Source organism: Gordonia sihwensis NBRC 108236 (assembly GCF_000333035.1).
GTDB classification, from domain to species: Bacteria; Actinomycetota; Actinomycetes; order Mycobacteriales; family Mycobacteriaceae; genus Gordonia; species Gordonia sihwensis.
In genome coordinates this window covers 138,800-155,299 of record NZ_BANU01000008.1, presented here as the reverse complement: position 1 = coordinate 155,299, position 16,500 = coordinate 138,800, and the positions used below count along the sequence as shown (strand labels likewise).

At 71.2% G+C, this 16,500-nt stretch carries 1 protein-coding gene (running past one end of the window); it reads left to right on the top strand.

Annotated features, from left to right (window positions below; genetic code table 11):
- A protein-coding gene (locus tag GSI01S_RS06295; RefSeq protein WP_006895634.1) for a non-ribosomal peptide synthase/polyketide synthase crosses the window boundary here: on the top strand, positions 1-16,500 show its final stretch. The gene continues 26,784 nt to the left of window position 1, outside the view; the window shows 16,500 of its 43,284 coding nt (coding positions 26,785-43,284); the start codon falls outside the window, past its left edge; the stop codon is at positions 16,498-16,500.

Genomic DNA, 16,500 nt, shown 5'->3' with positions numbered 1-16,500 from the left:
CGGCTGTCGTACATGCTCGCCGACGCCTGTCCGACGGTGGTCGTGTCCACCGCCGCCGACGCGGAGTCCCTGCCCGCGCACGAACTGCCCGTCCTGCTGCTCGATTCGCCGGACCTCGCCGAGCGGATGGCGGCGCAGCCGGAGGGCCCGGTGACCGACGCCGACCGACTGGCACCGCTGCGCCCGCAGCATCCCGCGTACGTCATCTACACGTCGGGGTCCACCGGGCGACCCAAGGGCGTGGTGATTCCCCACGTCGACGTGCTGACGCTGATGGCCGACACCCAGCTCGACTTCGGCTTCGACGAGACCGACGTGTGGACCATGTTCCACAGCTACGCCTTCGACTTCTCCGTGTGGGAGCTGTGGGGCCCGCTGCTGCACGGCGGCGCCCTGGTGATCGTCGACTACCTGACCTCGCGTTCGCCGGACGAGTTCCTCGAACTGCTGCGTCGCGAGCGCGTCACGGTCCTCAACCAGACGCCGTCGGCCTTCTATCAGCTGGCCGAAGCCGACCGCGTCGCGGGCGCGGGGGAGGAGTCCGTTCCCGATCTGGCGCTGCGCTACGTCGTCTTCGGCGGCGAGGCGCTCGACCTCGCGCAGTTGGAGCGCTGGTACGAGCGGCACGACGACCAGGAGGTCGCGCTGGTCAACATGTACGGCATCACCGAGACCACGGTGCACGTCAGCTATCTGCCGCTCGACCGCGAGTTCGCCCGCGCGTCCAAGGCCAGCGTCATCGGGCGCGGACTGCCGGGCATGGGCGTCTACGTCCTCGACTCCCGGCTGCAGCCCGCACCGGTGGGCGTCGTCGGCGAGATGTACGTCCACGGCGGCCAGCTGGCGCGCGGCTATCTCGGCCGTCCCGACCTGTCGGCCGAGCGATTCGTGGCGGATCCGTTCGGTGCGCCCGGCGAACGCATGTACCGCTCCGGCGACCTGGCCCGCTGGAACGCCGACGGACAGCTGGAGTATCTGGGCCGCAGCGACTTCCAGGTGCAGTTGCGCGGATTCCGGATCGAACTCGGTGAGATCGAGTCCGCGCTGATGCGGTATCGCGGTGTGGCCGCCTCCGCGGTGGTCGTGCACACCGACGAGCACACCGGCGACCGCCTCGTCGGCTACGTGGTGCCCGAGGCCGGCGCCCACGTGGAGCCCGGCGCGGTGCTGGACCACGTCAGCGGATTCCTGGCCGCGTACATGGTCCCGTCGACGATCGTCGTGCTCGACGAGTTCCCGCTGACGGCCAACGGCAAGCTCGACCGCCGAGCGCTGCCCGCCCCCGACACGGCAGGTGCCGCGACGGAGTTCGTCGCCCCGCGCGATGCGGTCGAGCAGGCGATCGTCGACGTCTTCGCCGAGGTGCTCGGAGTCGACCGCGTCGGCGTTCACGACGGCTTCTTCGATCTGGGCGGCAACTCGCTGGTCGCGACCCGGGTGGTGGCGCGCGTCAACGCGGCGCTCGACGCCGAGTTCGGCGTGCGGGACCTGTTCGACGCGCCGTCGGCCGCCGAGTTGGCCCAGTGCTACGAGCGGACCGGCCGGACCGCCGAGCGCCCGGCGCTGGTCGCCGGGCCGCGACCGGACCGGGTGCCGCTCTCGCTGGCTCAGCAGCGGATGTGGTTCCTCGCGCAGTTCGACCCGTCGTCGCCCGCATACAACATTCCGATGGCGATTCGCCTCACCGGCGATCTCGACGTGGATGCCCTCGCCGCCGCGATCACCGACGTGCTGGAGCGGCACGAGTCGCTGCGCACCCGCTTCCCGGACTCGGCCGACGGGCCCTACCAGGATGTGCTGCCGACCGCGGCGGTCCCGGTGGACCTGACACCGGTCGCCGTCGACGCGGCGGATCTGCTTCCCGCGGTCGCGGACGTCCTCGGCTCCGGCTTCGATGTGACGGCCGCTCCGCCGGTGCGGGTGCGGCTGCTCCAGGTGGCCGACACCGACGTCGCCGAGCACGTGCTGGTGATGGTGGTCCATCACATCAGCGCCGACGGCATGTCGATGGCACCGCTGGCGCGGGACGTGATGGTGGCCTACACGGCGCGCGCCGCGGGCGAGGCGCCCGGCTGGTCGCCGCTGGAGGTGCAGTACGCCGACTACGCCGTCTGGCAGCGGGCGGTCCTCGGCGACGAGAACGATCCGGAGTCGGTGGCCGCGCGGCAGATCGGCTTCTGGCGGAGCGAACTCGCCGGCCTGCCCGACGCACTCGACCTGCCCACCGACCGTCCGCGTCCGGTGGAGCAGTCGATGGCCGGAGCCCGGCACGTGTTCGAGATCGGCGAGGACGTGCGCCGAGCGGTGGCCGACCTGGCGGCCGCGCATCGTGCGACGCCGTTCATGGTCGTGCACGCGGCGCTGGCGGTGCTGCTCTCGCGGCTGGCTCGGGAGACCGACATCGCCGTCGGCACTCCGATCGGCGGCCGCGGCGAGGCCGCGCTCGACGATCTCGTCGGCATGTTCGTCAACACCGTCGTGCTGCGTTCGCAGATCGACGGCGACGAGACCTTCGCCGGATTGCTCGATCGCGTGCGCCAGTCCGACCTCGCGGCGTTCGGGCACGTCGACGTGCCCTTCGAGCAGCTCGTCGAGGCGCTCAATCCGGTGCGCTCGACGTCGCATCACCCGTTGTTCCAGGTCTCGCTGTCACTGCAGAATCAGCAGCGGGCCGAGCTCGAACTGCCCGGGCTCACGGTCGGTGCGCTCGACCCGGGCGTCGAGGTGACTCAGTTCGACCTCGACCTGACACTCGGCGACGCCGTCACCGAGGACGGCGAGCCGAATGGGATGTACGCCTACTTCGTCTACGCCACCGAACTGTTCGACGCCTCGACCGTCGCGACGATCGCCGAGAGGTTCGTCCGGCTGCTGACGTCGCTGACCGCCGATCCCGAACAGCGGGTGGGCGACGCGGCCTGGCTGTCGGAGGCAGAGCGCGCCGCGGTGCTCGCCGACGGCGCGGGCCCGGCCGTCGAGGTCGCCGAGCGGACTCTGCTGGCGCGCTACGAACGTCAGGTGGCCGCCACCCCGGATGCGGTCGCGGTCGTCTACGAGGGCCGCGAGATCAGCTACCGGGACTTCGACGCGCAGGCCAACCGCTGGGCGCGCCGGCTCATCGGCGCCGGCGTGGGACCGGACACGGTGGTCGCGATCGCCGTGTCGCGGTCGGTGGAGATGCTGACCGCGATGTACGCGGTCGCCAAGGCCGGCGGCGCCTACGTCGCGATCGACCCGGAACAGCCGCGCGAGCGTTCGGCCTACGTGCTCGACTCGGCCGAGCCGGCCGTCGTGATCTCCACCGAGGCCGACCGCGGGGCACTGCCCGACGGCGTCGAGCCGATCCTCCTCGAGGACGAAGCGGTCGCGGGTCTGTCGCCGGAACCGGTGACCGACGCCGACCGGATCGTTCCGCTGCGCGGCGACCACCTCGCGTACCTGATCTACACCTCCGGCTCCACCGGCCTCCCCAAGGGCGTGGCACTCACCCAGCAGGCGATCGCGAACTACCTCGCGTGGATCGTCGACCGGTACTCGCTGGACGAGTCGTCCCGAGTGGTGCAGAAGGCTCCCGCGACCTTCGACGTCTCGGTCTGGGAGACGTTCGCGGTCACCCAGGTGGGCGGTCGCGTCGTCGTGGCCGCTCCGGGCGGACACCGCGACCCGGACTATCTGGCCCGACTCATCGCCGAGCAGCGGGTCACCGTCGCGGAGTTCGTTCCGTCGCTGCTCAGCGCGTTCCTCACCGCGGGCCACGCATCCGCACTCGACTCGCTCGAGTACGTCGTGGCGGGCGGCGAGGAACTGTCGGCCGGACTCCTGAAGGAGTTCACCGCGGCCACCGGCACCGTCATCGACAACACCTACGGTCCGACGGAGACCACCGTCGGCATCCTGTTCGAGCCAGCGGTCCAAGCGCTCGGCGAGGTCGCGACGGTGCCGATCGGGCGTCCGTCGTGGAACGCCGGCGCTCTGGTGCTCGACGACCGTCTGCACCCGGTTCCCGTGGGCTCGGCGGGCGAGCTGTACCTGACCGGCGTCCAGTTGGCCCGCGGGTACCTCGGCCGCCCCGATCTGACGGCCGAACGGTTCGTGGCCGATCCGTTCGCGGCCGACGGCACCCGGATGTACCGCACCGGCGATCTGGTGCGATGGAACCACGCCGGACGGCTGGAGTTCCTGGGGCGCACCGACTTCCAGGTGAAGCTGCGCGGCCTGCGCATCGAGCTGGGCGAGATCGAGGCGGCGCTGGCGAGCCACCCCGAGGTGGACCAGACGGCCGTGATCCTCCATCACGATGACCACGTCGGCGATCAGCTGGTCGCGTACGTGGTCGCAGCCGGCGTCGAGGCTCTCGACGCGGGCGAACTGAAGACGTACCTCGGGACGCGACTGCCCGCGTACATGGTGCCCGCCGCATTCGTCGCGCTCGACGAGATGCCGCTGGGCGCCAGCGGCAAACTCGATCGACGCGCTCTCCCGGCGCCGCACCTCGAGGCGGACGCGGGCGAGTACGTGGCTCCGCGGTCGCCGGTCGAGGAGGTCGTCGCGGGAGTGGTGGCCGAGGTGCTCGGCCTCGATCGGGTCGGCGTCACCGACGACTTCTTCGCGCTCGGCGGCAACTCGCTGGTCGCCACCCGGGTGATCGCTCGGGTCAACGAGGCTCTCGGCTCCGACCTCGGCGTGCGCGCCCTGTTCGACGCACCGACCGTCGGCGGGCTCGCCGAGACGGCCGAGCGGACCGGCACCGGCCGGACCCGCCCCGCACTGGCGCCGCAGCCGCGCCCGGAGCGGATCCCGCTCTCGCTCGCGCAGCAGCGCATGTGGTTCCTGAACCGGTACGACCCGGAGTCGGCGGCGTACAACGTCCCGCTGGCCGTGCGATTGTCGGGCGAACTCGACACCTCGGCGATGGCTCAGGCCGTCCGGGACGTGGTGATCCGGCACGAGTCGATCCGCACGGTCTTCCCGGCCGGAGACGACGGCCCCTACCAGTCGATCCGGCCCGCCGACGAGGTCCTCGGCGACCTCGCACCGGTCGACGTGGCCGCCGGCGAGATCGCCGGTGTCGTCCGAGACTTCGCGCTGGCGCCCTTCGACGTGACGGCTCAGGCCCCGCTGCGCGTGGCCCTGTACCGGATCGCCCCCGACGAGCACGTGCTGGCGTTCGTGGTCCACCACATCGTCGGCGACGGCTCGTCGACGGCGCCGCTGGCACGTGACGTCATGGTGGCGTACCTGGCGCGCTCGGCGGGCTCGGAGCCCGGCTGGGCGCCGCTGCAGGTCCAGTACGCCGACTTCGCGATCTGGCAGCGGTCGCTGCTGGGGGCGGAGGACGACCCGGCGTCGCTGGCGGCACAGCAGGTGCAGTACTGGCAGAGCACGCTCGCGGGCCTTCCCGAGGTTCTCGACCTGCCGACCGACCGGCCGCGTCCGGCGGACCGGTCGCAGCAGGGCGCGAGCGTCGGCTTCGAACTCGACGCGCGGGTCCACGACGGCCTGCGGAACATCGCGTCCGAGGGCGGCGCCACCATGTTCATGGTGGTCCACGCGGCGCTGGCGACACTGCTCGCGCGACTGTCGAGCAGCTCCGACATCGCGATCGGCACGCCGATCGCGGGCCGCGGTGAGCGCGCCCTCGACGATCTGATCGGCATGTTCGTCAACACCCTGGTGCTGCGCACCCAGGTGGAACCGGACGCCGGCTTCGCCGATCTGCTGTCGCAGACCCGGGGTGCCGACCTCGGTGCCTTCGCCAACGCCGACCTGCCGTTCGAGAGGCTGGTCGACATCCTCGATCCGGTGCGCTCCAGCGCGCATTCGCCGCTGTTCCAGGTGGTGCTGTCCACCGAGGACATCGGCGAGGAGCGGTTCGAGCTCCCGGGGCTCACGGTCACCGGGCTGGCCGACGACACCCACGTGGAGAAGTTCGACCTCGAACTGTCGTACCGTGAGCGCTTCGACGACGACGGTCGTCCGGCCGGGCTCGCGCTGACCTTCGGCTACGCCACCGACATCTTCGACGAGAGCTCCGTCCGGGCGTTCAGCGACCGCCTCACGCGCATCCTGGCCGCGGTGGCTGCGGACGCCCGGGTGCGGATCGGCGACATCGAACTCCTCGAGGACGCCGAGATCGAGGCGCTCGCACCGGTCCGCGGCGCCGCACCGGCCGGACCGGCGACCCTCGCCGAGATGCTCACGTCCACGGCCTCGGCGAACTCCGCGTCCACCGCACTGGTGCTCGGCGACGAGGCCATCGGCTACGCCGAACTCGACGAACGCTCCAACCGGCTGGCGCGGGTGCTGATCGCCCGCGGCGCGGGCCCGGAGACCGTGGTCGCGCTCGGCATGGCGCGCTCGATCGACTCCGTCGTGGCCATGTGGGCCATCGCCAAGTCCGGCGCGGCCTTCCTGCCGGTGGACCCGGGATACCCGGCCGACCGCATCGCACACATGCTGACCGATTCCGGTGCGGTCCTGGGCGTGACGACATCGGCCTGGCGCGACGCCTTCGGCTCCGTCGGCCGATGGCTCACACTCGACGACGCGGACACCGCGAGCGCGGTGGACGCGGCCTCGGCCGCGGCGATCACCGATGCCGAGCGCACAGCCGCGCTGCACGTCGCGCAGACCGCCTACCTCATCTACACCTCCGGCTCCACCGGTCTGCCCAAGGGCGTCGCGGTGACCCACGAGGGCCTGATGAACTTCGCGACCGAACTGCGGGAGCGCTGCGGAACCAGGCCGGGTTCGCGGGTCCTGCACTTCGCATCGCCGAGCTTCGACGCGTCGGTGCTGGAGTACCTGCTGGCCTTCGGGGCCGGTGCCACCTTCGTGATCGCACCGACCTCGGTGTACGGCGGCGACGACCTGGCCGAGCTGCTGCGGCGTCACGATGTGACGCACGCCTTCATCACTCCGGCCGCGCTCGCCTCCGTCCACGAGACGGGCATGGACCAGCTGGAGATGATCGGCGTCGGCGGCGACGTCTGCCCGCCCGAACTGGTCGTCCGCTGGGCGCCCGGGCGCCGCATGTTCAACATGTACGGTCCCACCGAGGCGACTATCTCGGTCACGATCGACGGGCCGCTGCAGCCCGCCGAACCCGTCACCATCGGGTCGCCGAACCGCGGTGTGGAAGCACTCGTGCTCGACGCCCGGCTGCGGCCGGTGGCCGTCGGCGTGCCCGGTGAGCTGTACGTGGCGGGGCCGGCTCTGGCGCGCGGCTACCACGATCGACTCGGTCTGAGCGCCGAGCGATTCGTCGCGAACCCGTACGGCGGGAACGGGGCGCGCATGTACCGCACCGGCGACCTCGTTCGCTGGGTCGAGGCTGAGCGCGGACTGTCCCTGGAGTACCTCGGCCGCTCCGACCAGCAGGTCAAGGTCCGCGGCTTCCGTATCGAACTCGGCGAGATCAACGCCGTGCTGGCCGCCCACACGGCGGTGGAGTTCGTGCACACCAGCGGTCACGTCACCGACGGCGGCGACACCCTGCTCGTGTCGTACGTGCTGCCCTCGAACGGCGAGGAGCTCGCAGTGCGTGAACTTCTGGCGTTCGCCGGCGAGCGGCTGCCGGGCTACATGGTGCCCGCCGCGATCGTGATTCTGGACGAGATTCCGCTGACCCCCGCGGGCAAGCTCGACGTCCGGGCGCTGCCCGCCCCCGAGATCACCGAGACGGCCGGAACCTATGTGCCGCCGCGCACCCCGACCGAGGAGATCCTCGCGGGCGTCTTCGCCGAGGTGCTCGGCGTGTCCCGCGCCGGATCGACCGACGGGTTCTTCGATCTCGGCGGCAACTCGCTGTCGGCCACGCGCGTCACGGCGCGCGTCAACGCGGTGCTCGGCGCCGACCTCGCGGTTCGCGACGTGTTCGACGCACCGACGGTGGCCGGTCTGGCCGCGCTGATCGACGCCCGGCGCGGCTCGGGAGCGGACCGCCCCGCGCTGGTCCCGGTCCATCGCCCGCACCGGATCCCGTTGTCGCCGGCGCAGCGACGGATGTGGTTCCTGAACCAGTTCGATCCCGAGTCGGCCGCGTACAACATCCCGCTCGCGGTGCGTCTGACGGGCGAACTCGACGTGGACGCGCTGCGTGCGGCGATCGCCGACGTGGTCGCGCGGCATGAGACGCTGCGCACGGTGTACCCGGCTGTCGGCCGGGAACCGCATCAGGTGATCCTGCCCGCCGACACCGTTCCCGATCTGCCGGTGATCGAAGTGTCCGCCGACCGGATCGTCGACGAGGTGACCGCGTTCGCGGCCCGCGGCTTCGACGTCACAGCGGCGCCGCCCCTGCGGATGGAACTGCTGGAGGCGGCACCCGACGAGCGCGTGCTAGTGGTCGTGATCCATCACATCTCCGGCGACGGCTCGTCGACCGCACCGTTGGTGCGCGACGTGATGGTCGCGTACGCCTCCCGTGCCGCGGGCATGGCGCCGCAGTGGACGCCGCTTCCGGTGCAGTACGCGGACTTCGCCGTCTGGCAGCGGGAACTCCTCGGCGATGAGCGCGACCCGCAGTCGCGTGCGGCACGTCAGCTGGCCTTCTGGACCGAGGCACTCGCCGATCTGCCCGCGCAGATCGAGCTGCCCGCCGATCGGCCGCGCCCGCGCGTGCAGTCGCTCGACGGCGGCGCGGTGGCGGTCACCGTCGACGCGGACACCCACCGCGGCCTGATCGAGGTGGCGCGGGATCGCGGGGCGAGCGTCTTCATGGTCGTCCACGCCGCGCTGTCGGCGCTGCTCGCGGGGCTGTCGGGGTCGTCGGACATCGCCGTCGGCACCCCCACCGCGGGCCGTGGAGACGCCGCGCTCGACGATCTCGTCGGCATGTTCGTCGGCACCCTGGTGCTGCGTGCCCAGGTGGAGCCCGGCATCACGTACGCCGAGTTGATCGACCAGGTTCGCGAGTTCGACCTGGCGGCGTTCGGCAACGCCGACATCCCGTTCGAACGTCTGGTGGAGGTTCTCGATCCCGAACGGTCGACCGCGCACTCGCCGCTGTTCCAGGTGATGCTCTCGTTCCAGAACCTCGAGCGCGAAGACCTGGAACTGCCGGGCCTGACGGTCTCGGCGGTCGGCTCGGGACCGGAACCGGCGAGGTTCGATCTGTCGATCGGCGTCGAGGAGGGATACGCCGACGACGGCAGCCCGGCGGAGATCGCGGTCTCGTTCGGCTACGCGACGGCGTTGTTCGACGAGTCCACCGTGCGCGGTTTCGGCGACGCCTTCGTCCGGGTGCTGCGGGCACTGGTCGCCGATCCGGACGCGGCGGTCGGCGATGCGCCGCTCGCCGGCGAGGACGACCGTTCGGCACTCGCCGCGGTCAACGCCACCGGGCACGATCTCGTCCCCGCGACGCTCGCGGACCTGTTCGACGCGCAGGTCGCGCGGACGCCGGACGCCGAGGCACTGGTCTTCGAGGGCCGACGACTGTCGTACGCGGACTTCGACGCTCAGGCCAATGCCCTGGCGCGGAAGCTGATCGACGCCGGTGTGGGACCGGACGTGCACGTCGCCCTGGCGGCGCGCCGCTCGCTCGACCTGCTGGTCGGCATGTACGCGGTGATCAAGGCGGGCGGTGCGTACGTGCCGGTCGACCCGGACCACCCCGCCGAGCGAACTCAGTACGTCCTCGAATCGGCGGCACCGCAGGTGGTGCTCGCCGGCACAGGCGTGGACCTCGAGGTGCCCGACGGTGTCCCGGTGTGGACGCTGGGTGCGATCGACGTCGACGGCTACCCCGACGGTCCGGTGACCGATTCCGAACGGCTCGCACCGTTGCGCGGAACGAACATCGCGTACGTGATCTACACCTCCGGGTCCACGGGGCGCCCGAAGGGCGTCGCGGTCCCGCACTCCGGTGTGGTCAACCGGCTCGCGTGGATGCAGTCGGCCTACCCGCTGACCTCGGACGATGCGGTGGTGCAGAAGACGCCGTCGACCTTCGACGTGTCGGTGTGGGAGTTCTTCTGGCCCTTGCAGGTCGGTGCGTCCCTGGTGATCGCCCGGCCGGACGGCCATCGCGACCCGCAGTACCTCGCCGATCTCATCGAGGCCGAGTCGGTGACGACTGCGCACTTCGTGCCGTCGATGCTCTCCGCGTTCACCTCGCTCGTGGAGCCCGGTCGGGTTCCGTCGCTGCGGCAGGTGTTCTGCTCGGGTGAGGCGCTGACCCCGCAGGCCGCACAGGCCTTCGCCGCGCTGAGTCCGGCGCGACTGCACAACCTGTACGGTCCCACCGAGGCGTCGGTGGATGTGACGTTCCACGAGTACACCGCCGCAGACACCGTGACCGTGCCGATCGGCCGGCCGGTGTGGAACACCCGACTGCACGTGCTCGACGCACGCCTGAACCCGGTGCCGATCGGGGTGGCCGGTGAGCTGTATCTGGCGGGCGTGCAGTTGGCCCGCGGTTACGTCGGACGCCCGGATCTGTCGGCGGACCGCTTCGTGGCGGACCCACATGCGCCGGGCGAGCGGATGTACCGCACCGGTGACCTCGTCAAATGGGTGCGGACCGCGGACGGTGAGGGCATCGAGTTGGTCTACATCGGGCGCACCGACTTCCAGGTGAAGCTGCGCGGACTGCGGATCGAGCTCGGCGAGATCGAGTCGGTCCTGCTGGAGCAGCCGGGTGTGGCACAGGCCGTGGTGCTGGTGCGCGAAGACATCCCCGGCGCTGCGCAATTGGTCGGCTACGTGACGGCCGCTGCGGGGGAGAGCCTCGACGTCGACGCGCTCACCGCGGCACTGTCGGTGCGGTTGCCGGAGTACATGGTTCCCGCGGTGCTCATGGTGCTGCCGGCGTTTCCGCTGAACGCCTCGGGCAAACTCGACCGGAAGGCGCTGCCTGCACCCGACACGCAGTCGCGGTCGCAGACCTACCGTGCGCCCTCCACCCACACCGAGGCGGTCCTGGCGCAGCTGATCGCCGAACTCCTCGGCGCCGAGCGAGTCGGTGTGGACGATTCGTTCTTCACCCTCGGCGGCGACTCGATCATGGCGATCCAGCTCGTGTCGCGGGCCAAGAGCGCGGGGATCCTGCTCACGCCGAGGATGGTCTTCGAGCACCGCACGGTGGCCGCGCTGGCGGTGGCCGCCGAGGCGGCGGAGCTGGTGACCCTCGACGAGTTGCCGGGAGGCGGGGTCGGCGACGTTCCGATGCCGCCGATCGGCCGGTGGATGATCGAGCACGGGCGCAGCTACTCGCGGTTCTCGCAGGCCGAAGTGTTGGCGCTGCCGCGCACCGCCGCGTTCGAGGATCTGACCGCGGCGCTCGGCGCGGTCGTCGACCATCACGACATGCTGCGTGCCCGTCTGGTGGACGCCGACGGCGTCACCTCGCTGCACGTGGCGGAGGCCGGGTCGGTCGATCCGTCCGGCATCCTGACGCAGGTGCGGTACTCGGGAGAGTTCACCGCCGCGGCGTCCGCCGCACTCGAGGCGGCCGGCACCCGGCTCGATCCATGGGCCGGCCGGATGGTCCAGGCCGTGTGGCTGGTCGGCGACGACGCCGACGGGCTCGGCCACCTGCTCGTGGTGGTCCACCACCTCGCGGTCGACGGGGTGTCGTGGCCCATCCTGGCCGCCGACCTCACGGTGGCCTGGGGGCGCATCGCGAGCGGAGAACCGGTGCAGTTGCCCGAGGTGGGAACCTCCTTCCGGCGCTGGATGCACGGACTCGCCGACCTCGCCTCGACCGACGATGCGGCCGATCGCACCCACTTCTGGGAGTCGGTGCTCGAGGGCCCCGACCCGGATCTGGGCTCGCGCCCGCTCGACCCGGCGCTCGACCTCGTCGAGACCGTGGAGGAGTTCCGCGTGGTGGTTCCCGACGACGTCACCGACGCCGTTCTGAACCGGGTGCCCGAGGCCTTCCACGGATCGGTGGACGATTCACTGCTGACGGCGCTGGCCCTGGCGCTGGTCGCCTGGCGAGCCGAACGCGGTGTCGACGAGTCGACGGCACTGGTGACGCTGGAGGGCCACGGCCGTGAGGAGCAATTGCTCCCCGGCGCGGACCTGTCGCGGACCGTGGGCTGGTTCACCTCGCAGTATCCGGTCCGGCTCGACGTCTCCGGCATCGACCTGGACGACGCCTTCGCAGCGGGACCCGAGCTGGGTCGGGCGGTGAAGGCGGTCAAGGAGCAGTTGGCCGCCGTACCCGATCGCGGCGTCGACTACGGTCTGCTGCGCAGGATGAACCCGGAGACGGCGGCACGTCTGTCCACGCTGCGCACACCGCAGATCGGGTTCAACTACCTCGGACGGCGCGCCGGCGAGACACCGCAGGCAGCCGAGCAGCGGGGCGAGGCCGTGAATCTCGGCGGCACGCGCAACCCCGACATGGTGGTGCCTGCGCTGCTCGACGTGAACGCGGTCGCGGTCGGTTCGTCGCTGACGGCCGACTGGGCGTACGCCGGTGGCGTCCTGACCCGCGACGAGGTGGCGCGCCTGGCCGATCTGTGGGTGGCGGCGCTGACGGCTCTCGCGCGGCACACCGACCGGGCCGACGCGGGTGGGCACACCCCGTCGGACTTCGACCTGGTGTCGGTGAGCCAGCGTCAGATCGACGCCTGGGAGAGCGCCTACGGCGGCGTCGACGACGTGTGGTCGCTGTCGCCGCTGCAGGAGGGTCTCGTCTACCAGTCGCAGATCGCGACCGACGACGAGGACTTCTACCAAGTACAGATGGTGCTGAAGCTCGGTGGCCGGGTGGACGCCGACCGGCTCCGCGCTGCGGGGCAGGCTATCCTGGACCGCTACCCGAACCTGCGCGTGGCCTTCAGCTACGACGCGGGTGTCGCGGCGCAGGTGGTGCTCGACGGAGTGGAACTGCCCTTCCGATCGGTGTCGATGACGCAGGTGCCCGAAGCCGAACGGGATGAGGCGCTGCGGCGTCTGCTCGACGACGACCGGCGGAGCGGATTCGATCTGTCCCGGCCGCCGATGCTGCGCTTCACCCTCGTCGAGATGGCCGACGGCGATCACCGGCTGGCGGTCCTGGTCCATCACGCACTGGTCGACGGCTGGTCGACGCCGCTGTTCCTGCGGGAGCTGTTCGTGCTCTACGCGACGCACGGCGACGCGACCCACCTGCCGCCCGCGCGGTCGTACCGGGACTTCCTGGTGTGGCTCTCGAAGCAGGACCGCGCACAGTCGCTGTCGGTGTGGCGGGACGTCCTCGACGGCGTCGACGAGCCGACCCTGGTGGTCGGCGACGCGGTCGACCACGGATCGTCGTCCCGTGAGCTCGCGGTGACGCTGGACGCCGAACTGTCGCAGCGACTCAACGCCCTGGGCCGCGACCGCGGGTTCACGATGAACACCGTGGTGCAGGCGGGATGGGCACTCGTGGTGTCGGCGCTGACCGGACGCGACGACGTCGTCTTCGGCGCCACCGTCTCGGGACGGCCACCGCAGCTCGACGGCGTCGAGGAGATGATCGGCCTGTTCATCAACACCCTGCCGGTGCGGGTTCGCATCCGCGGCGGGGAGCGGCTCGAGGATCTGCTCGCACGCATCCAGACCGAACAGACCGATCTGCTCGACCATCACTACGTCGGCATGCCGGAGATTCAGGCGGTCGCCGGGCCGGGCGCCGGGTTCGACACCCTCGCGGTGTTCGAGTCGTACCCCGACGTCGAGGCGGGCGAGGGCGGCGACATCGACGGAATGACGGTGGAGGGTCTGACGGGCACCGACACGGTCCACTACCCGCTGGCGCTGGCCGCGGAGTACACGGACTCGCTGGTGCTGCGGCTCAAGTACCTCGACGGCGCCTTCTCGCCGGAGCGGGCACAGGGCGTGATGGACGTCCTGGTGGGGGCGATCACCGCGTTCGCCGAGCAGCAGACGGCGCGAGTGGTGGAGCTGGACCTGATGGACCCGGCGCAGCGCGCCGCCCTGGTGCCGGCGACCGGACGCGCGGCCTACCCGTACGCGTCGATGGCGGACATGTTCGCCGCCGCCGCGGCGGTCGACCCGGACGCGCTCGCCGTCGTCGCGCGGGAGCGCTCGGTCACGTACCGCGAACTCGACGAGTACTCCAACCGGCTGGCCCGCGAGCTGATGGCACGCGGCGTCGGTACCGAGGACGTCGTGGCGATCGCGATCGGCCGCTCGGTGGAGTCGGTGGCCGCGGTGTGGGCCGTCGTCAAATCGGGCGCGGCGTACCTGCCGGTGGACCCGAACTATCCGACCGACCGCATCGAGCACATGCTCACCGACTCCGGATCGGTCCTCGGGCTCACCGTGACCGCGCATCGGGGCGGCCCGAGCGGCGGACTGGAGTGGATCGTCCTCGACGATCCCGCGCACCACGCGCAGATCCAGGGCCGGCCGGCCGGTCCGGTCACCGACGAGGTGCGACTGCGGCCGATCCGGCCGGAGACCGCCGCGTACATGATCTACACGTCCGGGTCGACGGGTATGCCGAAGGGCGTCGTGGTGGTCCATCGGGACGTGGCCGGATCGGCGCAGGACGCGCGGGTGCGGATGGCGATCGCTCCGGGCGACCGGATGCTGCACGTCATCTCGCCGAGCTTCGACGGTTCGGTGGGCGAGTACCTGATCGCGTTCGGCGCGGCCGCGACAATGGTCGTCGCCCCGCCGGAGGTGTTCGGCGGAGCCGAACTCGCCGACCTCCTGCGCGCCGAGCGGGTGACCCACCTGCTGATGACTCCGGGTGCGCTGGCCTCGGTGAACCCGGCCGGACTCGACGATCTCCGCGTCGTCGCGGTGGGCGGCGAGGCGTGCCCGCCGGAGCTGGTGGAGCGCTGGGCGCCGGGACGCCTGTTCGTCAACGTGTACGGCCCCACCGAGGCGCTGGTCTGGTCCAACTGGATCGCCGTGGAGGCCGGGCAGCGAGTCACGATCGGTGCGCCGCGTGCCGGTTTCGGGGCAGTGGTGCTCGACGCGAACCTGCGGCCGGTGGCCGCGGGCGTGGTCGGCGAGCTGTACCTGATGGGGCCGGGTCTGGCGCGCGGCTATCACCGGCGCCCGAGTCTGACCGCCGAGCGGTTCGTGCCGAATCCGTTCGGAGAGCCGGGTGACCGCATGTACCGCACCGGCGACGTGGTCCGTTGGATTCCGGGCGGCGAGCTGAGCGGAGACGAGTGGGTGCTCGACTACGTCGGGCGGTCCGACTTCCAGGTCAAGATCCGAGGGTTCCGCATCGAGCTCGGCGAGATCGAGTCCGCGCTGAGCGCGCACCCGAGCGTCGACTTCGCACACGTCATCGGCGTTCCCGGACCGGGCGGACAGACCGTGCTGGCCGCCTACGTCCTGCCCGTGGAGGGGGCGGCGGTGGATCCCGACGCCCTGTCCGAGTTCGTCGCCCGCACGCTGCCCGCGTACATGGTTCCGGCGGCGGTGGTCGCGATCGATCACGTGCCGCTGACCGGTGCGGGCAAGATCGACCGGAAGGCTCTGCCGGTGCCGGAGTTCGCCGAACGTGCGCCGTACGTCCCGCCGTCCACGGACGAGGAGCAGATGCTGGTGGACGCGTTCGAGCGGGTGCTGGGCACCACCGACGTCGGAATCGACGACGGCTTCTTCGATCTGGGCGGTCATTCGTTGCTCGCGACCAGGCTCGTCGGCCTGATCAGCGACGAACTCGGCCTGCGGGTGCCGATGCAGTGGATGTTCGCCGATGCGACACCGCGCCGGATCGCCGAACGGCTCTCGGAGCTCGGTGCCGAGGACACCGGTGACGATCTGCAGGTGCTGCTCCCGCTCCGGACCGAGGGCCGGGCCGCCCCGCTGTTCTGCGTCCATCCGTTCATCGGCCTGTCGTGGTCGTACGGCGGGCTGACCGGATACCTCCCCGACCGTCCGGTGTACGGCATCCAGTCGCCGGTGCTGTCCGGCGGTGAGATGCCGCAGACCGTGGAAGAGGTGGCGGCGCTGTACCTGGCGAAGATCCGCGAGGTGCAGCCGGAGGGTCCGTACCACCTGCTCGGCTGGTCGCTCGGCGGTGTCATCGCGCACGCGATGGCCGTCGCACTCCGGGCCGACGGTCAGCAGGTGGCGACCCTGGCGATGCTCGACAGTCACCTGTCGCTGTCGGAGGTCGGTGAGGCAGCCGCCGCGGACAACATGGGCGAGGTCCTCGCCGGACTCGGTTTCGATTCGTCGATGCTCGCCGGACTCGAGGGTGTCAGCACCGAGCGGTTGTTCGAACTGCTTCCGCAGATGCCGGGCCTGCCGCCCTCATTGGTCGGCAAGGACCTGCGGGCGATGCTGCCGGACACCGATCTGGTGGCGCGGCAGATCGAGTCGTACCGCCCGCAGCTCTTCGACGGCCGGGTGGACTACTTCGCGGCGCGTCAGGGCCGGCTGCGGCGGGACGATCCGAGCGAGGACTGGACCGATGCGGCCGAGGCGATCGTGGTCTTCGACGTGGACGCGAGCCACAACGACATGACCACACCGCACGCGCTGGCACAGATCGGGCCCATCCTGGCACGGCTGCTGGAGGGACGCCCGTGA